Here is a 23,303-nt window from a genome sequence, read left to right on the forward strand (position 1 = left end):
GATATGAATTATTTGGACCGCAATGAGTTTAACTACGCACCTTCGCAAGAGGTGGTGGAGGCTCTAAAGAATTTTGATATAAACAAACTCTGTTTCTATACCCGTATCTACGACGAAGGCAAGAAGAGCATTCTGTCCGTTTATCTGTCCGAGACTTACGGAATCGATGAGCCGCAGGTGCTGTTGGGTTATGGTGGAGAAGATATATTGAAACAAGCAGTCCACTATTTCCTGACCCAAGAGGATGGGAACAAGACGATGCTCATTCCTAAATTCTCGTGGTGGTACTATAAATCCATTGCTGATGAAGTGGACGGGCATACGTTGCAGTATCCATTGTATGAGGATGGCAATACCTTTAAATATGATTTCGCTGCCATGAAAGAGATGGTACAGCGTGAGAATCCCAAGGTCTTATTAATCGCTTCGCCCAATAATCCCACCGGTAACGGTCTGACCCCTGCAGAATTGGACGCTTTGTTGGCTGAGTTGCCCGTAACAACCATCGTTTTGGTGGACGAAGCCTATGCCTCTTTCGTATCTACTGATACGGACTATATTAAAATGCTGGTTGATAAATATCCCAACCTGATTATTTCACGCACGCTTTCCAAGTTCTACGGATTGCCCGGATTGCGCATGGGTTTTGGGTTTATGAGTAAGGAGTTGGCCAACTTTGGCAAATACAGCAACAAATATCTGGGTTATAACCGTATCTCTGAGGATATTGCTATTGCCGCACTGAAATCGGATGCGCATTACCGGAATATAGCACGGCTGATGAATGAGAGTCGCGCCTGCTTTGAAGCGGAGATAGGGACGTTGCCTGGTTTCAAGGTATATGAGTCGGTGGCGAACTTTGTCCTTATAAAATATCCGATTGTCTTGAAAGAACGCTTACAGAAAGCTTTTGCCGACGAGGATTATAAGGTGAAGTTCATGAATGAACCAGACATCAATACCCATTTGCGTATTACCTTGGGGCGTCCTGAACAGAACCGTATTGTCATTGACACCATTAAAAAAATTGCATTACAATGAAAGCGGTTATATTGGCTGCAGGGATAGCTTCGCGTTTGCGTCCGTTGACTGATACCACTCCAAAATGTCTGTTGAAAGTTGGAGAGCGTTGTTTGCTGCAAAGAGCCTTTGATGCATTGCTGCAGAATGGCTTTCGGGAGTTTGTCATTGTCACCGGTTATAGACAGCAGCAGATTGTGAACTTTCTGGAAGCTCATTATCCGGCATTGGAGGTTACGTTTATCTATAATGAGAAATATGCTTCTACCAATAATATCTACTCTTTATGGCTTACACGGCCTTATGTAGATAAAGAGGACATTCTGTTGCTGGACAGCGATATCCTTTTTGACCCGCAGATTGTAGCCAAGTTGCTTGGATATGGTCAAGCGGATGCGTTGGCTCTGAACCATCATACATTGGGGGAAGAGGAAATCAAGGTAATAGCGGACAATGATGGCAAGGTGTTGGAAATCAGTAAGACGTGCTCCATATCCCGAGCTATTGGCGAGTCTATTGGCATCGAGAAGATGTCTGCCGCTTATACAGAAGCGCTTTTCCGGGAATTGGAGGTTATGATTACCAAAGAAGGTTTGGATAATATCTTCTATGAACGTGCTTTTGAGCGTCTCATACCACAAGGACACTCTTTCTATGCGCTTGACACTACCGAATATTTTTCTGTGGAGCTTGATACGGTGAATGACTTTGAACAAGCACAGCGGTTGATTCCTTCACAACTTTATTAATTAATGGGCTGATTTTTATGGCAGATTATGATATACGTCCTTTGCAGCTTCGTATTTTGAAGATATTGCTTGCTGTGGATAAAGTTTGTAAAGAACATGGTTTGCGCTATTATATAATGGCCGGTACTATGCTTGGTGCAGTCCGTCATAAGGGATTTATCCCTTGGGACGATGATTTGGATATCGGTATGCCGAGGGCTGATTATGATTTGTTGATGTCTCATTCCAAGGAGTGGCTTCCCCAGCCTTATGAGGCTGTCTGCGCAGAAAATGATCCGAATTATCCATTACCTTTTGCCAAGATACAAGATGCGGATACGACTCTTATTGAGCGTATGCATTTGAAATACTTGGGAGGTATCTACTTGGACGTATTTCCATTGGACGGTGTACCGCAAAGCAACCTGAAACAGAGGATTCATTTTGCCCGGTATGAATTTTACAAGCGGGTGCTCTATTTTATCTACCGCGACCCTTATAAGCATGGGAAAGGTCCCGGCTCATGGTTGCCGCTGCTGTGCCGGAGACTTTTTACTACTGCCGGCGTACAGAGGAGTATCAGAAATGTGATGACCACCTATGACTTTGACAAGTCTTCTTTAGTTTGTGATTATGATGACGGTATGCGCGGCATCATGCCCAAGGCAGAGCTGGGAACTCCGACTCCCGTTTCGTTTGAGGACGAAACTGTGTGGGGAGTACAAGATTATGATACCTATCTGACCAGAAAATATGGAGACTACATGGTTATACCGAAACAAAGCGGGCAGAGACAGCATAATTTCCACTATCTGGATTTAGATAAGCCCTACAGAGAATATGGAGCCTGATTACCGGTGTAACTGAAAGTCAATGATGTAATAATGCTATCAATGATTAGAGTTGTCCGGTCATCTTGAAGTACTTTTCCAATACAAGAAGGGATATCAATTGTTCCCGTTTTTTATTCTTGAATTGCTCTATATACTCATGTGCATGTTCGATTATTGCTTGAGCTTCATCAGTATGAGCCATGTAATATTGCAGTCTTTCTTCCAAATCAGAGAAGTCCGGTTTGATTTCAATGTAGTGATAGTTAGGAATTAATGTGCCTTCCATGAACCAAGTTTCACAAGTAGGACGGGGCATTACGGCAATAGAGTTGGAAGACATTACCCATTTTAGATTGCTGGCAACATCATAGCCTTCTATGGCTAGAATAAATTTGTATTCCAATTGTTCTTTAATGGTCAATTTTCCAATGCACCACGTAGGATTGATAGTATCCCGGCTGATATCTCCCAAATCGCACATGGGATGGCCAAAATACATTTTCATGAATTTGATTCGCTGCTCTTTGTCTGTTACTTTTCCGCGAAAGACAGCCATATCTTTTTTCTCTGTAAATTTTTTCTTGTCACGGACAAAAATAAAATGCCTTATCTTGTTGAGTTTCATAATAACCCCGTTTCCGTTGTTTTCAGTTATAAGACGGCTTTTTGAAATGGATGGGATTGGTGGGACGAAATCCACATCACCGGCACATAGGTTCAACCGTAGTTGTTGGGAAAACCAGCGGGTATAGCAGCGGGTATCATAGATATAGACTTTGTGCCCTTTTAGTTTATGTTCTGCGAGTGCAGGTACCGATTCGGGCAATATTGCACCCGGTAAAAGTTTGTTATAGTAGTTTACTCGGTATAAAATGTAGTCTTTATCTTTTCTGTCGGATAAAGATGCCAACTTATGACGAAGCTGCATCTGAAAGAATATATTGGGTATCAGCATACCGAGCATATTCTTTATATAATAGATAAGTTTGATGTTCTTCCCGCTTCTTAGGGCATACAATAGTTTGTACTCCATTGATTTCGTTTTTTATTCAGTAGGTGCATTGTATGAAATATGATGCAAACTTATATAAATAAATGAGAACTTCCAATTGAATTTATCCTTTAATTATCATATTCTTTTTGTAATAAAGAGTTGCTCTGTTTTCAGATTTTGAGTAGTCTGGTTTGTTTTTTCGTTGTTAACGCTTACTTTTGTGCCGAATCAGCAATTCTAATAAATTTGTTATGACCAAATTCTTAATTATCCGTTTCAGTTCGATAGGGGATATTATCCAGTGTATGGGAATTATCGGTGGAATACGTGAACGGTTTGCAGATGTGGAAATTCATTGGATTACCCGGAAAGATATGGTGGGGACCTTGTCGATGGATGGCAGGATTGATAAAATCTGGGCGTTTGACAAGGAGACCGGACTTGCCGGATTGTTGAAAATGGCGGCTGATTTGAGAAAAGAGCATTTCGACTACATTTATGACGCTCATAGTAATATCCGTTCCAACATATTGAAGCTGATAGTGTCTCCATTGCCTTTTGTGAAACCTTACGTTGCTTTGCGGAGCAAAGAGAGAGGCAAACGCTTTTTGTTGTTTAAACTGGGAATCAATCATTTCGACAAGCCTTTCAGGGGGATGGTGTCTTTTCAGAAACCATTGAAGAAATGGGGAATTACGCATTTTCCGGACAACTATCACGACTGGCATTTCCCGGATGAAATACGTAGCAAGTATGAGAACTTTGTAACCAAAGATATGATTACGCTGGTGCCGTCTGCCAACTGGGAAATGAAACGCTGGCCCGTTTCCTATTGGAAAGAATTGGTTGCCCTTCTTCCTGAGTATAGATTTGTCATTCTGGCTGGTCCGAAGGATACTTTCTGTGAGGAAATCAGAAGTGCTGCACCGGAACGGGTAGTTAACCTTGCGGGACAAACCTCATTGATGGAGTCTTCTTACATAGTGTTGCGTTCCAATCTGGTAATCAGCGCTGATACGGGTTTTATGCATGCCGCTGATTTGTTCCGTGTTCCTGCTTTTGCCTTGATGGGACCTACGGCCTTCGGTTTCCCTACGGGACCTACGGTGGAAATACTCGAAACAGCCCTGCCTTGCCGTCCGTGCACCAAAGACGGACGGGGTAAATGCAAGCTGGCTGTTTATCAGAAGTGTATGGTGGATATTACCCCCCAACAAGTCGCTGAAAAGATTATTGCTTCTCTTGGTTGATGGCGCCTATAGTCTTTGTAGTGGAATAACCGTCTACGAAAGGGATAGTTACTGTTTCTTGGGCGTACTCCCTGCCTACAATGTTTTCTATGGCATAGTCGCCACCTTTTACCAACACGTCCGGTGCAACTGTTTTGATGAGATTCAGAGGGGTATCTTCCGTAAAAATCACTACGTAGTCCACTGCTTCCAAGGCTGCCAGGACTGTGGAGCGGGCGCTTTCATCATTGATGGGGCGCGATTCCCCTTTCAGACGTTTTACTGAGCTGTCCGAATTCAATCCTACGATAAGTACGTCCCCCAGTCTTTTGGCCTTTTCCAGATAGCACACGTGTCCTTTGTGCAGAATGTCGAAGCAGCCGTTTGTGAATATGATTTTGCGCTCCTGCGCACGCAGTTGTTTTATAGTATCTGCAAGTTGGGAAATAGGAATAAGTTTGCTGGCCGGTTTCCCGATTTGTAACTCGTCCTGCAACTCTTTGAACAGAATGGGACTGGTGCCTATTTTCCCGACTACAATGCCGGCCGCTTTATTGGCAAGATAAATGGCATCTGCAATAGGGATACCGGCTGCCAGCGCAGCTGCTAAAGTTGCCACGACAGTATCGCCTGCACCTGAAACGTCATATACTTCCCTTGCTTCGGTAGGAATGTCCTGCGAGGCATCGGGAGCTATGTATGACATGCCTTTTTCGGAACGTGTCACTAATAGAGAAGTAAGGTTATACTCCTTCAGTATCCGGTCTGCTGCGCTATGGATTTCTTTATCCTCATTTCTCACATCCACTCCCGAAACAGCCGAAAGCTCTTTCAGGTTGGGGGTGATGATGGTTGCGGAACGGTATTTCTCCCAATTTGTCCCTTTGGGGTCTATAATGACCTTCTTCCCTTGCCCGGCAGAGGCGGATATAACCTGCTGGCATACTGTATCATTGCATACTCCCTTGCCATAATCCGAAATCACGACAATGTCCACTTCGGGGAGTGCACGCTTCACGGCATCCAGCAGTTTCTGCTCAATCTCTTCGTTCAGGCATTCATTTTCTGTTTCAAAGTCCAGCCGTACTACTTGCTGGCTGTTGCCTATTACGCGGGTTTTGGTGATGGTTGGGTGTTCTGTATGAAACAGTTCGTTTCTGATACCCAAATCAGCGAACATCTCCTGCATTGTGTTTCCGTTGTGGTCGTTGCCAAGCAGGCTGACGACATACGGCGAGCAACCCAGTCCCAACAGATTTCTTGCAACATTGGCCGCTCCTCCCAATACATTGTAGGTACGGGTGACACGGACCACTGGTACGGGGGCTTCGGGAGAAATCCTTTTCACGTCCCCTATATGGTAAGTATCCAGCATCACGTCTCCGATAACGAGTACCTTCTTTCCCTTTATACTGTTTAATTCTGTATTCATAATAGGTTGTTTTTTAATTGGTTGGCCCAATATAGAAGTGAATGCTCAGAGGTGACCCGGAAGGACTTGACACCACTTCTTTCGCCGCATTCCGTATCCGATTTCTTATCTCCGAACATATAGGATTGGGATGGGTCGATTTCATATTTCTTCATCGCTTCCGTCACCATGAAAGGAGAAGGCTTACGGCATTCGCAATGTTCTTCCGGAGCGTGAGGGCAAGTATAGAAATCGTTCAGTATAACTCCATGTTTTTCCAGCTCTTGGGCGAGTGCTCGGTTGAACTGTTCGGCGTCCTCCAGTGTAAAGTAGCCACGTCCAATACCGGATTGGTTCGTGATGACAATCAGCAGATAACCCAATTCTTGAAAAATACGGAGTGCTTCGGCTACACCGGGCAATAATTCAAGCTCTTGGGTCTTATAAACGTAGCCGAAATCAACATTGATGGTACCGTCCCGATCAAGGAAAATCGCTTTATTCATGGGAGAACAGTTTATTGTCAACGATGCCGCACAAGATATGTCCGATGGTAATGTGCACTTCTTGAATCCTGGCAGATTCGGCGTGCTGTATAATCAGCGGGTAATTGCAAAGTTCCTTGCACCTTCCTCCATCCCTTCCCAGGAGCCCTATGGTGGTGATGCCCATAGATTGTGCCTTCTGCAAGGCATGCTCTACGTTGGGAGAGTTGCCGCTGGTAGAAAGGCCTATCAGAATATCACCTTTCGTTCCCAAGGCTGCTGTCTGCCGTTCGAAGACGCGGTCGAAGCCATAATCATTGCTGACTGCGGTCAGGATGGAAGTGTCGGTTGTCATGGCGATGGCGGGCAGGCCTTCCCGTTCGGTCACGAAACGTCCGACGAGTTCGGCGGCGATATGCTGGGCATCGGCTGCACTGCCGCCGTTACCGCAAAGCAAGACTTTGTGCCCTTGTCGAAGGGCTTGTACTATCAGATTGCCGACAGTTTCGATGTCGGCAAGCATTTGCCGGTTGTTCAGGATATTTTCTTTGAGCCTGATACCTTCTTGGATGGACTGGGTGATATAATCTTGCATAATTTTCTAATCTCGTTGGTACAAAGATACGACATTTCAGAAATGAAGCTTGCTTTTGACGAAATTTTTAAATTGTCTTTGCTTTCTCCATTTCAGTCTGCTGAAGAGAGTGAAGAATATGCATTCTTCAATATCGAATCCTCTTTGCTCGGCATATAGAGGTATTATTTTCATGAAGTCATCGGCGGGAATACCCAGTTGGCTGAAGGCATTCATGGACATTCTGATACCGGGCACTTTACCGAGCTTCAGGCGGTTGATGTCAATGAGGGCGAAGTGATATTTGCCGTCTGTCTTCCGGTAAAATATATTCTTGGGATTATAGTCCAGTGGCAAGACCTTGTTCAGATGTAATTGGAGAGTGAAGTCTACGAGGTCATGTCTTAGCCGTTTTTTCTCTTCTTCCTCCATTTCCGTACCGAACATATCCGTAACAAGCGGGTAGGGGAGGTATTCGGAAATAAAGTATCCGGTGTGGAAGAAACCATTCTTTTTGATTTCTATATAAGCTACCGGAGGGGCGGTCTCTATTCCCCGTTGCAGAAAAAGTTCTGCATATTCAAAGGCGCGCTGCGCTTTGCTTTTGCGGAACCAAGTGTAAATGAGGCAGTTTATGAGGGCAGGTCTTTTGTATTTCTTGATTACGAAGTCCTTGTCTCCGAACCGCACTCTTTCGACTGTGTTCCTTCGGTTACAATAAACCTCTTCCCGTTCATATTCTTCCGATGGGATGGCTCGGATATAACTCTCGTAGGCGGCATAGTGCGGATGAATATGTACCTTCATTGCTTTTATTTACATTTTACTTCTTTTGAACGGTGCAAAGATAGTGCAAACCGAAAGCAGAACAAAATGAACTTGTTCATTTTTTATTTTGAGGTGCCGCCTATCTTCGCTTTTGAGCAAAGATAATCAAAATGTATCATCTGGTCGGAAATATCGTATGCTTTTTTGGCGAACTCGGCTTCTGCCGGGGTGGGCTCTTCACCTACCACCTCCATTTGGGGGCTGATGGCGAATCCTTTCTTGCATGGGTCGAGGATGCTTTGGCCCAATCCGCTCCAGTAGTAATCATCCAGTTGGAGCAGGTTCAGTAAGGTGGGGTACATATCGATTTGTCCCATCACTTTATCATAACGCATGCCTACTGGAGAGTTTACTATGATGAAAGGGGTGAATGTCTTGTCGGATACGATACCCTTGCCACCGGGGGCGTTACACAATTCTTCACGGTAGGTAGCCAGTCCTTCGTGGTCACCGGTGATGACGATAAGGGTCTCGTCGTATTGTGGGAGTGTTTTCAAGTACTCCACGAATTTTCCTATCGCCTTGTCCGTATAGCGTGCAGTGGTCATGTAGTCATTCATTTTCTGTGGAATGGCCGGAGAGAAATGAATCTCTTTCAATTCTTCAGGCAATTTGAAGGGAGCATGGCCGGAGTAGGTCACCAGCTGCATGTAAACATTCTCCCCCTTCTTCCAGATTTCCCCCTTCTCTATTTTTTGGCGGCATTGCGCCAGGAAGGAGCCGTCTCCGGTACGTTTGTGCGTGCCAAAGGCTTCTGTCAGTTCAAAGTCATGATAAGCAATGATGGTGTCGGTCCCGAAACTGTAGGCTATGACGCCTTGGTTCCAGGTCGATACTTTATCAATGGTCAGGAGGTAGTTGCGCGAGTTCTTCTGCTGATGCATGGCTTTTTGCAGGGTTCCGTAGGTGTGGTCAGGATATTGGCTGCTGTATGTGCCGCTGTTGATAGGCAGCATACCGGCGCAAAGCAACAGCTGTGCATCAATGGAACGTCCTCCTTTCACTTGCGTCAGTACGTGGGGAGCGTATAAGGTGGTGGAGTCTTGCAGCAGTTTGTTGAGATATGGAGTAATCTCTTGCCTTTCCACTTCCCTTTCGAGTACCCAGCTTTCCAAAGATTCTGCCAGGATGACGATGCAGTTGTTGCGGATTCCGATACGTCCGGCCAAAGGGTGATGTCCGGGTTTCTGGCTCAGCCACTCCTTTATCTCTTGCTGTATCTGTGGGGTGGTCTCCTGCTTCTGGTTGATGAGGTCATAGCATAGGCTTCCGAAGACGGTATACATGGAAGTGGTGCTTGCACACAGATAGGCTTTCTGGCGGACGGTGTTGTATGCTTCCTTGAATCCTCCTTTGGCCAGGGTGGTGATGGTAAACAGCAGAATACCGATTCCCAAAGCTCCTCCGTAATACTTGTATGATGTTCTTCCGGCGGTATTTCTTTTGTAATGCCAATAAAGGGGGATACTGGCAATGGTAGATAGAGGGAAGAAGATGTCGTACCAGCGGAAAGAGTCGTAAACGCTTCCGGTGAAATCGGCGAGGTTTCCAGAAAGTCCATAGCTGTTAAGTGGGATGGCAGTATAGTAGGTGCGGAAATACATTAGGTTGACAATCAGTAGTATATCCAGCAAAAGCATGATAACTATCTCTGTTTTCCAGAGCCGGAAGAACTTATAGGGGACGAGAAGTACGAGGGTGGCTATTATTTTGGTTGCATAAAATTCGATGGTAGAGAATGAAGCGAATGTGGTGGGTATGCTCCAGATGAAATCGAATAGCAGGAATTTGAAAAAAATGGTGATTCCGAACAAAAGAGTCACTTTATCTGTTGCCCCTTGTTGACTGTCGGAGCAATGAAAAAGGTTTCTTCTCATAAAATAGTATTTTTAAAATATTGGGGTGCAAAGATAGATATTTTAGAGAAGAAAAAGCTTCATAAACAGCAACTTTTGGAGAAAAGTTGATAAAAGTCATTTTTTTTTCTGGATTGATGCAGTATATGCAGAATTCTTGTATTTACTTTGCAGACGTTTAAAGCAAAGAAAGCAAAACTGTTACAAACTAAGGGCTGGATTTTATTGTTCTATTGGTAATTTGAGGTGACGATTGTGTCGTTGCCGTGATATTTTGAGTGTATGAAGAAGCATTATTTATTTTTCGTTTCGGTAGCCTATTCCTATCCTATACTTCGCCCGCTTCAGGACGAAATCAAGCGTAGAGGAGACGATGTTGCATGGTTTATCGAGCCAGACTGCCCGGTTCTGTTGGATCAAGATGAGAGGTGGCTTCAATCTGTTCAGGAAGTGATGGATTATCAGCCTATTGCCGTGTTTGCGCCGGGCAACTATATTTATGATTTCTTCCCGGGAGTGAAAGTTTCCCTTTTTCATGGCTACCCCATCAATAAGCGTGGCGATGAAAAGGACGACCATTTTTCTGTCCGCGGATGGTTCGATGTCTATTGCACGCAAGGAGAAACGAGCACTCTTCCTTTCAAGGAACTTGAGAGGAAATACGGCTTCTTCAAGGTATACGAAACGGGCTGGTGCAAGGCGGATACTTTCGTGAAAGAACGTGCGCACACTCCTCATAATGCACGTCCGGTAGTCTTGTACTCTTCTACATTTACAAAGAATATAACTTCCGCCCCTCATCTGTTTGATACCATCAAGAGACTGGTGCACGAGAAGGATTGGGATTGGATTATTTCGTTCCATCCGAAATTCTCGGATATGGAAGTCCTCAAGAAATACAAGGAACTGGCTGCATCCTGTCCCAACATTACTTTCCACGAGAGCGGACTTGTCGATGCCAAGCTGCTGAACAGTGCGGATGTGCTGTTGTCCGATGCTTCGTCTGTGATTGTTGAGGCAATGATGTTGGACAAACCGGTGGTGACCTATTGCAACACCATGCCGGGAGCTCATTTGCTGAATGTCACTGACACGGATGCTGTAGAGGGAGCGATAGAAAAGGCCATTTCCCGTCCGGCGGAACTGATGGAACGGATGCGTGCTTATGTGCACAAGCATGAAGCCCATCTGGACGGTGAGTCCTCTTCACGGGTACTGGATGCCGTAAACAACTACATCTGGTATTTTCAAGGTAAGACCAGAACCAAGCCCTGGAATCTGGTACGTAAGTTTAAATTGCGATGGCGGGTGGGTTATCCGTTGATGGCCACTTTGCGGTTATGGTAATTGTCATAGCTTATGGAGAACACTGAGACACTACCTCTGATAAGTATTATTGTACCGGTCTATAATGTAAAGAATTACTTGGAGAAATGCCTGCAATCCATTTGCGGGCAGACTTATAAGAATCTGGAAATAATATTGATTGACGACGGCTCTTCCGATGGTTCGGGAGAGCTTTGTGATTTATTTGCCCAAAGGGATGGACGGATAAGAGTTTTTCATCAGGCAAATGCAGGTCAGAGCGCAGCCAGGAATAGAGGTTTGGCGGTAGCTCAAGGTGAATTCCTTGGTTTCGTGGATAGCGACGACTGGATTGAGTCGGATATGTACGAATTCTTGTATCGCCTGTTGAAAGAGAATGGAACGGATATATCCATTTGTTCGCATTATAGGGACAAAGGTGGGAAGAGTGTGGCGAAGTATGCTTCGGGAGAGCAGTTTGTGTTTACTCGTGATGAGGGTATTCGCGCTCTGGCAGTAGACAAACATGTCAGAAACTATATGGTGGATAAATTGTTCAAACGCAGCCTGTTTGCAGGTATTGTCTTTCCGGTTAATCGTGTTTTTGAGGATTTGGCCATTTGCTATCGGGTATTTTATGGAGCAGAGAAGGTTGTGATGCAGGATACTCCTAAATACCATTATATGATACGGGAGGGGAGCACGATGCAGAGCAGGTATAATCCCCAGAAAGAATATAACCTTTTTCAGAGCGTCTACGAGCAAGTGAAGTTCATACTTGAAAAAGGTATATGGGATAAAGCTGGAGTTTATGTCATGCGTCGTGGAATACGCTTACTGGATCATACAATGATGGTAGAAGCCTCTATTTCCACTGATGAAGTCATTCGTGATGTGATTACCAAAATGCATGAATTTGACTATGTCGGTTATGGGCAATTGGGCTTTTCTCTTTCTTTGAAACGTTATCTTATTTATAATCATAAGGACTTCTATCGGAAAGCTTATCGGTTGATAAGGTCAATCTTCAAATCGAAACGTCATAAGTATTAAAACTGATTGAGTATGGCTGAAATAAAGATGTCTATTATAGTTCCGGCATATAATGCAGAGAAATATCTGGAGCGTTGCCTTGATTCATTGGTAAATCAAGATTTGTCGACCAAGGAATATGAGGTTATCGTAATTAATGATGGTTCAACAGATAGAACTGGAGCTATTTTACATGAATATTCCAATCGTTATTCTTATTTTCATTGCATAACAGTAGAAAATAGCGGTGTCAGTGAGGCACGAAATTATGGTTGTCGGAAAGCTAAAGGAAAATATTTTTTATTTGTTGATGCGGATGACTGGATTCAAAGTAATGTCTTACAATATGTTTATGACTCTCTTGAAAAGGATGAATTAGACATTTTGATAATGGATTTTCAGTATTGGGATGAAAAAGGAAAACTTCCCAAAGAGTTTAATCGAGTGTCTGATGAAAAAGTCTTGTCGGCTCAAGTTTGGTCTGGAACGGATTTTATGCAACAGTTTTTGCCACAAGTGGTCTGGTGCAATGCTTATAGAGCCTCTTTCTGGCAAGAACATAAATTGAAGTTCTTACCTATTCGTCATGAAGATGAAGAAATTATTCCCAGAATCTTCTTTTATGCAAGGCGTGTAAAATATTCATCTATAATTTTCTATCATTATTATAAGAATTCAGATTCGTTTATGATGAATTATGATGAACACGCTTCTCTTTATATGCTTCAGGCTATGGAGAGCTTGGAAGCATTTAGACAAAAGAATGTGAAAACGGAAAAAATGAATAGTTTTTTTAAAAATTTGATTGCAAGAAGGCTATTGACTACTTTTCGTATAGGAATAAGAAAAGGGATACCGGCAAGATTCCAGCATGAGATGATTGTGCAAATGAAAGCAAAGGGACTATCACCGTTACCTAAAGGAAAGGGAATTATGCATATCTTTTTATATAAGTATGCCCCTTCTTTATTTATTGCATATTATCGTAGTAAAGAGAAACGAAAAAGAAAATAACTTTTGGACTAAATGATAGCTTTTTATGATGTAGGGAAAGTGATTTGTATTAGAGTCTGAGTTGAAACTAATTATGAAGCGAATTTTATTTTTTCATGAAGTGTTTCCTTGTGGAGGAGCAGAAAGGGTTACAATTGATATAGCTAATTATCTATCTGGCTATGGTTATGAAAGCTTTGTGGCTTTATGCCATAAAACGTATGATGTAGCTGGTATAGAAGTCATAGAACTTCCTGATAAGGACATTAATTCGTTGGAGAATGCAAATGCTTTTATTGAAATTATAAATTCACTCTTTATTGATGTTTTTGTATTGCCTATACATCTTTTGAAACATCTGGATTACATCATGGACGGTGTTCATTGCAAGCTGGTATTCGCGCCGCATAGTATTCCTTTATGGGAGGCTGTGGCAAAAGTGGCAGATAAAGGAAAACGCGCCGAAGGTTCGTGGTTGAAAATGTTGAAATGGCGTTTTATAACTTGTCCAAGGGAAAAATGGTTTCCGAAATATGATAAGCCGTTTATTGAACAACATAAAAAATTGTATGGACGGGCTGATGCATATGTTGTATTATGCGAAGATTATAAATATAAGCTGATAAAGAAACTTGGTGTACCTTTTGAGAACAATAAATTTCACGTGATACCCAACTCTGAAAGGCAAATTCTTTCGGTCAACCATCATAAGAAGAAACAAATATTATTTGTAGGGCGCTTTACTTATGTTGATAAACGTGTGGATAGGTTGATTGATGTTTGGAAGCGGATTTATAAACAAGTGCCGGATTGGGAGCTGCTTCTGATTGGTGATGGTGTTGAAAGGCAGAATCTTCAGCAGAAAGCTACTGCCTACAATTTGCAAAGGATTCGTTTCTTGGGCTATCAGGAAGATGTGTCCGGTTTTTATAGGGAGGCATCGGTGGTGTGTCTGACATCTACTTTTGAGGGGTGGGGGCTTTGCTTGACAGAAGCGCAGGCGAATGGAGTAGTGCCCGTGGCTTATGATTGTGGCGCCGGAGTGCGGGAGATAATTTCACCGTCAGGAGTGAATGGATTTCTTGTATCGCCTTTTAATCAATCTAAATATGCGCGAACACTGTTGAAGCTATTGAAGAACCCCGATATGTTGAAACAAATGCGGCAGAATGTTGTCGTGAAAGCGCAAGAGTACTCTCCGCAGATTGTGGGAAAGAAATGGAAAGAGTTGTTTGAATCTTTGTGATAGACTAAAAGCTTTGATGTATGAATAGTGATGCTTTGCCGTTGGTTTCTGTTATCATACCTGTTTTTAATACAGAGAAATATATTGAGGATTGCATTTTTAGTGTGATAAATCAGAACTATAGCCGATTGGAAATTATAATAGTGAATGATGGGAGTACTGATGGCAGCCGTTCAATAATCCAGAAATATATGGAAGTTGACAGGCGTATTGTTTGTATAGACAAGAAAAATGAAGGGCTGCCTCTCGCCAGGAAAACCGGGATATTGAAGGCAAACGGAAAATATATCCAGCATCTTGACAGTGATGACACGTTGATTGATGGAGCTATTGAAAAGTTAGTATGTAGGGCAGAAGAAACTGATGCTGATATTGTTGCATCTTCTTTCCTTTTTTGTTATCCGGACAAGGGGCCTGTTCTTTCAGAGCCTTATACATTCGGTGAGATTTCAGGAATCAGTTATTTTAGGCAGAAATTGAATTTGCAGGCTTATTGGAGTGTGTGGTCTCATTTTCAAAAACGTTCATTGTTTCTTAACAACAAGATTGAAACTGTCGCCGATATATCGATAGGTGAGGATGCCATCATGATGACACAATTGATTCTGGCGACTGATAGGATTGTTTCTTTGAATATTCCTACTGTTAATTATTATAGAAATTCGTCCTCGATGTCTTGTCTGCCGAATGAGGAAAAGTATAAGGATTTCAGGGCTTATCAACGATGGATTGAGAAATATGTGTCTGCCAAAGGTTTGTCGGAACAATTGGGAAAGGAGATTGCCTATATGCATCTTCAGACTGCATATACGAGTCTTTACTGGAAACAATACGGGGATGTTGTAGATGACATGAGACGGTTGGTTGCTGATGTGAAGCGATACCCGGATTTGGTTGAAAATCTGTCCAGGCGGGAACGTAAGCTGTTGAAGGCTTACAAGCTTTCAACCTTTTGGGGGAATTTGAGGGTAAAATATTATATCTTAAAAAACAAACTATAGAATGAATATATTGCACAAGATAAAATGTAAAATATATCGTTTTCTTCTGAAAAATGGAATGTTGGCTCCTAAGGTGGTACTTTTGATGGATGGTGGGGTCTGCTCACAGATGCATCAGTATTTGCTGGGACATCTTTTTGGACAAAAAGGATATAGGGTGGAATATGACTTGACCTTCTTTAAAGAGTGGGGGAGCGATATGGATTATCATTTTGTCAGAAACTTTGATTTGCAGAAAGCATTTCCCTATTTATCTGTAAAGAAGGCTTCGAAAGTAGCTGTTGACGTGTATAAGAGGAAATATTATAATTTGGGGAACAATACGTTGAGTCGGGAAAATGACTTTTCATTTCTACAAAAGAAGCCTCCGGTCTATTTAGGTGGTTATTATCATGTTCCGGCTGATATTTGGCTTCCTGCATTCCGGTCGCTTTTTAGAGTAATGCCCGAGGTGCTGGATGCACAGAATAAATTGCTGTATTCAGAGATTGGTTCACGTCCTTGTTCCGTAGCTGTTCACGTAAGGCGTGGGGACTTGAAAGTGGAAATTCCGGCTTACGGCAAACCTGCTTCATTGGAGTATTTCAAGTCGGCAGTGGCTTATATGCAGGATAGGGATATGTCTTCTTTCTTCTATTTCTTTTCGGATGAGCCGGACTGGGTGAGGGATGAACTTATTCCGCAACTTTATCTTACGGAAGGTAATTGTAAGGTTGTCGATATAAACGGTTCGGATAAAGGATATATGGACTTGTTTTTGATAGCCTGTTGTCGGCATCAGATTACCAGTAAAGGGACTTTGGGCAAATACGGTGCTCTCTTAGAGGATAATCCGGAAAAGACAGTAGTCCTTTGTGATGATGAAGTGGAATATCCGTGGAAGGAACTGTTTCTGAATCCGGTGTTTTTATAGAGCCACTTCGTTATTGTTCTCAATGAATGAATAATATGGCGTATATTTACAAATTATAGAAATCTACATTTATCGATATGAGACCTAAACTAAGCATTATAACTGTAAACTTTAATAACAACAGTGGTCTAGGCAAAACGTTGGAAAGCGTCAGACACCAGTCTTTTTCCTCTTACGAGCATATCATTATTGATGCCGGTTCCAAGGATGGTAGTCTGGAAACAATCAAGCAGTATGCGGAAGGAAACCCACATGTGACATTCTGGGTGTCAGAACCGGACAAAGGGATATACGACGGAATGAATAAGGGAATAGAACATGCTGGTGGAGAATACTTGCAATTCCTTAATTCCGGTGATTTTCTGGTGGGAGATGTTTTAGGTCAGGTGGATTTTGATGGGACGGAATACATTTATGGCGATGTAAGGGTTGCTGTTTCGGCAGATAAGAAGATAGATATACAATCTCCTTTTCCTCTCGACCTTGTCTTCATTTTACTGAAAGATACCATTTGTCATCAAGTGTGTTTCATTCGTCGCTCCCTTTTCAATAATCAACGATACAGAACGGACTATATCTTGGCATCCGATTGGATTCATATTGTAGAGAATATCATCCTGAAAGGATGCAGCTATAAACGTGTGCCGGTATGCATTGCCGAATACGACGGAAATGGAATCAGTGCGTCCAGCGGGTCTTTAGGGGTAGACGAGCGGATGCGTTGGATAAAGGATAACATACCGGCAGCATTTTATGATAGCTTGTTGGAACTCGATAGAACCCGGATGGAACTTAATGAATATAAGAATTCCGAGTTAGGTAAAATAATCCCCATAGTGAGCCATACAAGGAGGTTCTCCAAACGTGCCCGGAAACTCGTTCTGTTCTTGTATAGAATAAATTCCATCTTCTCGTCTTCGTCAAAGCGGAATAAGAATCAGATAAAAAAGAAGTAGTGGCATGGATGTCGTGATATGTGTTTCTTCCAAAGACTGCTTGATTGTCAAGAAGACTGTTTTTTATATTCATCGGAATATAGAAAGCGATAATATCTATCTTATAACAGACAAGCATAGTTTCGGTTTCTTCTCAAAAAGGTTTCGGAGCAGATATAATATCAGCCTGATTGATGAGGAAGAGATTGTTGCGGACCGTCGGCAGCTGGAGGCAATAGCCGGGCGGCACTTCACATGTGAGTATAGATTCGGATGGTATTACCAGCAGTTCCTCAAGATGGAATTTGCGCGTAGCCGATACGCCAAAGATTATTATCTGATATGGGATAGTGACACCATACCTCTTAACCCGGTGTCCTTTCTTACTCCCGAAAAAATGGTGTTTACTCCGAAAACAGAATACCATGAGCCTTACTTCAGAACGATGCAGGCACTTATCGGTTATGGCAAGGGCACGGACTATTCATTTATAGCCGAACACATGCTTGTCTCTGTTCCTATTATGAAAGAACTGATTCGGAAGATAGAATCTTCTGCTATTCCGGGCGGTTCATGGTTTGAGAAGGTTATCAATGCAACTCCTGCGGATGAGCCAAATGGATTTTCTGAATTCGAAACTTATGGAACCTATTGCCATGCTAATTATCCGGATTGTTTCATCTTGAAGGAACTCCGTACATTCAGAGAAGCAGGAAGCATTTATAGTCGTAGCATCTCTAAAAGAAAGCTCCGGAAATTATCCAGGAAATACGATACTATTTCGCTGGAGAGCTGGAGCACTCCCCATAAGTTCGTTAGAAGATTTTGCAACGATATGGAGGAACATGTGTTCTATCCATTGATGAAACTGATTTCAAAATTACGGTAAAACTGAAGGTGTGAAGCTGAATACTTTGGGGGAGGTTAGGCAGAAATAACCTGAAACCCTTTTCCATTCCCTCGTTTTCTTGTATCTTTGCGACCTCATAATTCACTTAACTACAAGCAATGAAGGAATTTCTGCAGCTGATGCGACGCTTTGTGTCGCCTTACAAGAGATATATCGGTTGGGCAATCGTGCTCAATGTACTGTCTGCCATATTCAACGTATTTTCATTCACATTGTTGATTCCTATTCTCAATATCCTCTTCAAAACGGGGGAGAATACCAAAGTGTACGAGTACATGGAGTGGGGGAGCGAAGGCATCAAGGAAGTGGCGGTGAATAATTTCTATTACTACGTCACCCAGATGATTGAGACACACGGGCCACAGATGACATTGCTGTTCATGGGGCTTTTCCTTGCTTTCATGACCATGCTGAAGACTTCCTGCTATTTCGGTTCTTCCGCCATTATGATTCCCCTTCGTACGGGAGTGGTACGCGATATCCGCGTGATGGTCTATTCCAAAGTGATGCACTTGCCGCTCGGCTTTTTCTCTGAAGAAAGGAAAGGGGACATCATTGCACGTATGAGCGGTGACGTAGGCGAAATTGAAAACTCCATTACCAGCTCACTGGATATGCTGCTCAAGAATCCTATCTTGATTCTGCTTTATTTTTCCACTCTGATTGTAACCAGCTGGCAGCTGACTCTGTTTACTGTCCTGGTATTGCCGGGTATGGGCTGGCTGATGGGAAAAGTCGGCAAGAAACTGAAGCGTAAGTCGTTGGAAGCCCAAGGGAAATGGAGTGATACCATGTCGCAACTGGAAGAGACGCTTGGTGGACTGCGTATAATCAAGGCTTTTATAGCAGAAGACAAGATGGTGGACCGTTTTAAGCAATGCAGCGACGAGCTGCGTGATGCAACCAACAAGGTAGCCATCCGTCAGTCGTTGGCACATCCGATGAGTGAATTCCTCGGTACGCTGCTCATTGTATTGGTACTATGGTTCGGTGGTCTGCTTATTCTGGGCGACGGCACTTCCATGGAAGCATCAACGTTCATCTTCTATATGGTGATTCTGTACAGTATCATCAATCCGTTGAAAGACTTTGCAAAGGCAGGATACAACATTCCAAAGGGTCTGGCATCCATGGAACGTGTGGACAAAATACTGAAAGCCGAGAACCCCATTAAGGAACCGGTAAACCCGTTGCCGCTGCACGGGATGAATGACCGGATTGAATTTAAGGACCTCTCCTTCAGTTACGACGGCAAGCGCGAAGTGTTGAAGCACGTCAATCTGATGGTGCCCAAAGGACAGACCATTGCACTTGTCGGCCAGTCCGGCTCCGGCAAATCTACATTGGTGGATTTGCTGCCGCGCTATCACGATGTGCAGTTAGGTGAGATTACAATTGACGGTGTGAATATTAAGAATTTTCGCATCCACGACCTGCGTGCGTTGATAGGAAACGTGAACCAAGAGGCCATTCTGTTCAATGACACCTTCTTCAACAACATTGCCTTCGGTGTGGAAAATGCAACTATGGAGCAGGTGGTCGAAGCGGCAAAGATTGCCAATGCCCACGACTTCATCATGGAGACCGAACTCGGTTATCAGACCAACATTGGCGACCGTGGCGGCAAGCTTTCCGGCGGACAGCGCCAGCGTATCAGTATTGCCCGTGCCATCTTGAAGAATCCGCCTATCCTGATACTCGATGAGGCCACTTCAGCACTCGATACCGAAAGCGAACGACTGGTGCAGGAGGCTCTGGAACGGCTAATGAAGACCCGTACCACGATTGCCATCGCCCACCGCCTTTCCACCATCAAGAATGCGGATGAGATTTGTGTACTCTATGAAGGTGAAATCGTGGAACGTGGTAAGCACGAGGAACTTCTCGAGAAGAACGGCTATTATAAGAGACTGAATGATATGCAGTCTCTCTCATAGAAATAAAATTCTGCGTACTTTGCTTCCACCCGCTTGTGCTAGGCTGTTATGACTAAATAGGAAGTTAATTTCCTGCAAACAGCCTATTAATTCTTCTTTCTCTTCTATATTTCTTACGCAGAATCTATGATGCAAGTGGGTGTTGACGGCTGCCGGCAGAGTGTTTCACGGCTGTTAGGCGATGGTGAATAAAGGGTGTTCTTTTACCTTTTACGCTTTTTTAATATCTGCTTGCTTCCATTCTATCGCTAATTATCCTATTTTTGCAAAGAACACATACATAAACATTGCAAATGCCATGAAAAAATTATATCCAACGTCTACGACGACAGCTACTATGACTATCAGTCCAAGTACTCTTAATCATGTAATTCAATCGACCCCGATAATACTATAACTGTAAATATTTAATATTCGCCTACCATGAAAATAAAAGTTGGTTTGATAGGGTTCGGCAGAATGGGGCAAATGTATTGGGAGGAAATGCAGAAAAGCGGTCGATGGGACATCGCATATATCTGCGATACTGATCCGGCCTCCCGAGAATTGGCAAGAAACCTTTCCCCTTCATCCAGAATCATATCCGATGAACAAGAAATCTTTGATGACCAGAGTGTAGAAGCTGTTGGTCTTTTTGCATTGGCAAATTCCAGAAAAGAACAAATAGAGAAAGCTGTCCGGAGCAATAAGCATATCCTGACGGAGAAACCCATTGCCGATACCATTGACAAGGAATGGGAAATTGTGGACCTGATTGAAAAGTATGATCGCATTGCCGCTGTCAACCTTTATCTGCGGAACTCCTGGTATCACCAGGCTATGAAGCAGTTTATCGATGAAGGCGAGATTGGCGAACTGGCTATCTTGCGCATCTGCCACATGACTCCGGGATTGGCGCCGGGCGAGGGACACGAATATGAGGGTCCCGCCTACCACGACTGCGGCATGCACTACATAGACATTGCCCGTTGGTATGCCGACAGTGAATACAAGACCTGGCATGCCCAAGGCATGCGGATGTGGGACTACAAGGACCCTTGGTGGGTACAGTGCCACGGTACGTTCGAGAACGGCATCGCCTTCGATGTCACACAAGGCTTCGTCTACGGACAACTCTCCAGAAACCAGACTCATAATGCATATACGGACATTATCGGTACAAAAGGTATCGTGCGCATGACGCATGATTTCCGGACTGCCGTAGTGGAGCTTCATGGCGTGAACCGTACGCTTCGCCTGGAGAAGCCGTTTGGCGGGAAGAACCTGGATAAGCTATGCAATATTATGGCCGACTCCATCGAGAGCGGGAAACGCGATCCGAGATTGCCGCAGATGCGAGACTCGGCCATTGCTTCCCAATACGGATGGACCTTCCTGGAGGATGCGCGCCGCCACGACCTGCCCGGCATAGGCGACTTGCAGACGCTGGAGGAAATCAGGGAGCGCCGGAGGCATATGAAAGAAGGTTACGGACTGCTCCGTCCGAAGAAGACGGTAGTCTGATGCCTACTGTAATTAAGGATTGTTTTAAAACTCATTATATTAACCGATTTTAAAATCTAAAGAACCATGTCGAAATTTACAAGAAGAGAATTTCTTAAGACCGGAGGTTTAGCTTTGGCGGGTCTTACCATTGCTCCAAGCAGCATTTTGGGTAAGAGCCACGGACACGTGCCTCCCAGTGACCGTTTGAACATTGCTGCCGTAGGTATCGGCGGTATGGGGCACACCAACATCAACCATGTAAAGGCTACGGAAAATATCGTGGCGCTTTGTGACGTAGACTGGCGCTACGCGAAAGGTGTGTTCGATGAGCTTCCCAATGCGAAGAAGTATTGGGACTACCGCAAGATGTACGATGAGATGGGCAAGGACATCGATGCCGTTATCATCGCTACTGCCGACCATACACATGCCATCATCACTGCTGATGCCATGACGATGGGCAAACATGTATATTGCCAGAAACCGTTGACGCACTCCGTATATGAGTCCCGTCTGCTTACCCGCCTCGCCGCTTCTACGGGAGTAGTTACCCAGATGGGTAACCAGGGTTCCTCGGACGAGGGTACCGACTTGGTATGCGAGTGGATATGGAACGGCGAAATCGGTGACGTGACGAAGGTGGAATGTGCTACCGACCGTCCCATCTGGCCGCAAGGATTGAATGTTCCCGAAAAGGAAGACCGCATTCCCAAAACCCTGAACTGGGATTTGTTTACCGGTCCTGCCAAGATGAATCCATATAACGAAATCTATCATCCCTGGAACTGGCGTGGATGGTGGGATTATGGTACGGGTGCTTTGGGCGATATGGCTTGCCACATCCTGCACCAGCCGTTCAGAGCTTTGAAGTTGCTGTATCCTACCAAGGTAGAAGGTTCGTCTACATTGTTGCTCAATGCCTGCGCTCCGCAAGCACAGCACGTGAAGCTGACTTTCCCCGCACGCGAGAATATGCCGAAGGTGGCTATGCCCGAAGTGGAAGTTCACTGGTATGATGGTGGCATGATGCCCGACCGTCCGAAAGGCTTCCCCGAAGGAAAGCAACTGATGCAGAGCGGCGGCGGTCTGACTATCTTCCACGGAACGAAGGATACGCTGATTTGCGGTTGCTACGGACAGAACCCGTGGTTACTTTCTGGCCGCGTGCCCAATGCACCGAAGGTTTGCCGCCGTGTGCCGAAGGCTATGAATGGCGGTCATGAGATGGACTGGGTACGTGCTTGTAAGGAAAGTCCTTCCAGCCGCGTAATGCCTAAGTCTGATTTCTCTGAAGCAGGACCGATGAACGAAATGGTGGCAATGGGTGTATTGGCCATCCGTCTGCAGGGTTTGAACAAGACACTGGAATGGGATGGCGCCAACATGCGCTTCACCAATATCGGCGACGACGAGACATTGCGTACAGTCATCAAGGACGGCTTCAAGATACACAACGGCCATCCGAGCTTCGACAAGACATGGACAGATCCGGTAAATGCCAAGGCTTTTGCAGAAGAGCTCATCAAGCATAACTACCGTGAAGGCTGGAAGTTGCCCGATATGCCCAGATAAACATTAAAAAGAGCAC

At 44.1% G+C, this 23,303-nt stretch carries 21 protein-coding genes; 15 read left to right on the forward strand and 6 right to left on the reverse strand.

The window, feature by feature from the left end; genetic code table 11:
* The first annotated feature begins 3 nt into the window (after positions 1 to 3).
* From DWZ03_RS08865 to DWZ03_RS08875, 3 genes are read left to right on the forward strand one after another with little or no spacing between them, the layout of a single operon-like run.
* Positions 4 to 1,041 (forward strand): pyridoxal phosphate-dependent aminotransferase, encoded by a 1,038-nt coding sequence (locus DWZ03_RS08865; RefSeq protein WP_022401857.1) that lies wholly within the window; start codon positions 4 to 6, stop codon positions 1,039 to 1,041.
* A complete protein-coding gene (locus DWZ03_RS08870; RefSeq protein ID WP_005825963.1) occupies positions 1,038 to 1,769 on the forward strand; it encodes an NTP transferase domain-containing protein in 732 nt (243 codons plus the stop codon). The genes DWZ03_RS08865 and DWZ03_RS08870 overlap by 4 nt, the downstream gene beginning before the upstream one ends.
* 17 nt (positions 1,770 to 1,786) lie before the next feature.
* Positions 1,787 to 2,599, forward strand: coding sequence for a phosphorylcholine transferase LicD (locus tag DWZ03_RS08875; protein WP_057281887.1), 813 nt, complete (start codon positions 1,787 to 1,789; stop codon positions 2,597 to 2,599).
* A 46-nt stretch (positions 2,600 to 2,645) separates the two neighbouring features.
* Here DWZ03_RS08875 and DWZ03_RS08880 read toward each other — a convergent pair whose 3' ends face one another.
* Positions 2,646 to 3,614 (reverse strand): glycosyl transferase family 90, encoded by a 969-nt coding sequence (locus DWZ03_RS08880; RefSeq protein WP_057097429.1) that lies wholly within the window; start codon positions 3,612 to 3,614, stop codon positions 2,646 to 2,648.
* Between the two features lie 212 nt (positions 3,615 to 3,826).
* On the opposite strand from DWZ03_RS08880, the gene DWZ03_RS08885 reads away from it, so the two are divergent.
* A complete protein-coding gene (locus DWZ03_RS08885; protein ID WP_035447675.1) occupies positions 3,827 to 4,825 on the forward strand; it encodes a glycosyltransferase family 9 protein in 999 nt (332 codons plus the stop codon).
* Here DWZ03_RS08885 and hldE read toward each other — a convergent pair.
* The 5 genes from hldE to DWZ03_RS08910 all read right to left on the reverse strand — a co-directional run bounded on the left by hldE (position 4,806) and on the right by DWZ03_RS08910 (position 9,979).
* Complete coding sequence (gene hldE, locus DWZ03_RS08890) at positions 4,806 to 6,236, reverse strand: bifunctional D-glycero-beta-D-manno-heptose-7-phosphate kinase/D-glycero-beta-D-manno-heptose 1-phosphate adenylyltransferase HldE (RefSeq protein WP_016272074.1); 1,431 nt, start codon at positions 6,234 to 6,236, stop codon at positions 4,806 to 4,808. The two genes, DWZ03_RS08885 and hldE, sit on opposite strands and share 20 nt — an antisense overlap.
* Positions 6,233 to 6,721 carry a D-glycero-alpha-D-manno-heptose-1,7-bisphosphate 7-phosphatase gene (locus DWZ03_RS08895; RefSeq protein WP_016272073.1) on the reverse strand — a complete coding sequence of 163 codons (489 nt, stop codon included), beginning with the start codon at positions 6,719 to 6,721 and terminating at the stop codon, positions 6,233 to 6,235. Before DWZ03_RS08895 ends, hldE begins: the two co-directional genes overlap by 4 nt.
* Positions 6,714 to 7,295: a D-sedoheptulose 7-phosphate isomerase gene (gmhA, locus tag DWZ03_RS08900; RefSeq protein WP_008662056.1), complete on the reverse strand. Its 582-nt coding sequence runs from the start codon at positions 7,293 to 7,295 to the stop codon at positions 6,714 to 6,716. The genes DWZ03_RS08895 and gmhA overlap by 8 nt, the downstream gene beginning before the upstream one ends.
* Before the next feature lie 36 nt (positions 7,296 to 7,331).
* Positions 7,332 to 8,081 (reverse strand): lipopolysaccharide kinase InaA family protein, encoded by a 750-nt coding sequence (locus DWZ03_RS08905; protein ID WP_009037398.1) that lies wholly within the window; start codon positions 8,079 to 8,081, stop codon positions 7,332 to 7,334.
* 83 nt (positions 8,082 to 8,164) lie between these two features.
* Positions 8,165 to 9,979 carry an LTA synthase family protein gene (locus DWZ03_RS08910; RefSeq protein ID WP_120129666.1) on the reverse strand — a complete coding sequence of 605 codons (1,815 nt, stop codon included), beginning with the start codon at positions 9,977 to 9,979 and terminating at the stop codon, positions 8,165 to 8,167.
* Positions 9,980 to 10,240: 261 nt separating this feature from the next.
* On the opposite strand from DWZ03_RS08910, the gene DWZ03_RS08915 reads away from it, so the two are divergent.
* The 11 genes from DWZ03_RS08915 to DWZ03_RS08965 all read left to right on the forward strand — a co-directional run bounded on the left by DWZ03_RS08915 (position 10,241) and on the right by DWZ03_RS08965 (position 23,287).
* A complete protein-coding gene (locus DWZ03_RS08915; RefSeq protein WP_009037396.1) occupies positions 10,241 to 11,305 on the forward strand; it encodes a CDP-glycerol glycerophosphotransferase family protein in 1,065 nt (354 codons plus the stop codon).
* A 12-nt stretch (positions 11,306 to 11,317) separates the two neighbouring features.
* Positions 11,318 to 12,316, forward strand: coding sequence for a glycosyltransferase family 2 protein (locus DWZ03_RS08920; protein ID WP_120129669.1), 999 nt, complete (start codon positions 11,318 to 11,320; stop codon positions 12,314 to 12,316).
* Positions 12,317 to 12,328: 12 nt separating this feature from the next.
* Positions 12,329 to 13,309, forward strand: a complete 981-nt coding sequence (locus tag DWZ03_RS08925) for a glycosyltransferase (RefSeq protein ID WP_120129671.1) — start codon at positions 12,329 to 12,331, stop codon at positions 13,307 to 13,309.
* 73 nt (positions 13,310 to 13,382) lie between these two features.
* Positions 13,383 to 14,534 carry a glycosyltransferase gene (locus DWZ03_RS08930; RefSeq protein WP_120129674.1) on the forward strand — a complete coding sequence of 384 codons (1,152 nt, stop codon included), beginning with the start codon at positions 13,383 to 13,385 and terminating at the stop codon, positions 14,532 to 14,534.
* 20 nt (positions 14,535 to 14,554) lie between these two features.
* Entirely contained in the window at positions 14,555 to 15,535 is a 981-nt protein-coding gene (locus tag DWZ03_RS08935; RefSeq protein WP_117958971.1) for a glycosyltransferase family 2 protein, read from the forward strand.
* A 1-nt stretch (position 15,536) separates the two neighbouring features.
* The gene (locus tag DWZ03_RS08940; protein WP_057087415.1) at positions 15,537 to 16,448 is read left to right on the forward strand and encodes an alpha-1,2-fucosyltransferase; all 912 of its coding nucleotides are present in this window, start codon (positions 15,537 to 15,539) and stop codon (positions 16,446 to 16,448) included.
* Positions 16,449 to 16,525: 77 nt separating this feature from the next.
* Positions 16,526 to 17,404, forward strand: coding sequence for a glycosyltransferase family 2 protein (locus tag DWZ03_RS08945; protein WP_117958972.1), 879 nt, complete (start codon positions 16,526 to 16,528; stop codon positions 17,402 to 17,404).
* Positions 17,405 to 17,408: 4 nt separating this feature from the next.
* A complete protein-coding gene (locus DWZ03_RS08950) occupies positions 17,409 to 18,272 on the forward strand; it encodes a DUF6492 family protein (protein WP_117866446.1) in 864 nt (287 codons plus the stop codon).
* 119 nt (positions 18,273 to 18,391) lie between these two features.
* Complete coding sequence (locus tag DWZ03_RS08955; RefSeq protein WP_005833760.1) at positions 18,392 to 20,230, forward strand: ABC transporter ATP-binding protein; 1,839 nt, start codon at positions 18,392 to 18,394, stop codon at positions 20,228 to 20,230.
* 423 nt (positions 20,231 to 20,653) lie between these two features.
* On the forward strand, positions 20,654 to 21,733 hold the full coding sequence (locus DWZ03_RS08960) for a Gfo/Idh/MocA family protein (RefSeq protein WP_044468789.1): 1,080 nt from the start codon (positions 20,654 to 20,656) through the stop codon (positions 21,731 to 21,733).
* Positions 21,734 to 21,799: 66 nt separating this feature from the next.
* A complete protein-coding gene (locus DWZ03_RS08965; protein ID WP_005825899.1) occupies positions 21,800 to 23,287 on the forward strand; it encodes a Gfo/Idh/MocA family protein in 1,488 nt (495 codons plus the stop codon).
* The last annotated feature ends 16 nt before the right edge of the window (positions 23,288 to 23,303 follow it).

The sequence above is a fragment of the Bacteroides sp. AF29-11 genome, from assembly GCF_003602895.1.
GTDB classification, from domain to species: domain Bacteria; phylum Bacteroidota; class Bacteroidia; order Bacteroidales; family Bacteroidaceae; genus Bacteroides; species Bacteroides uniformis.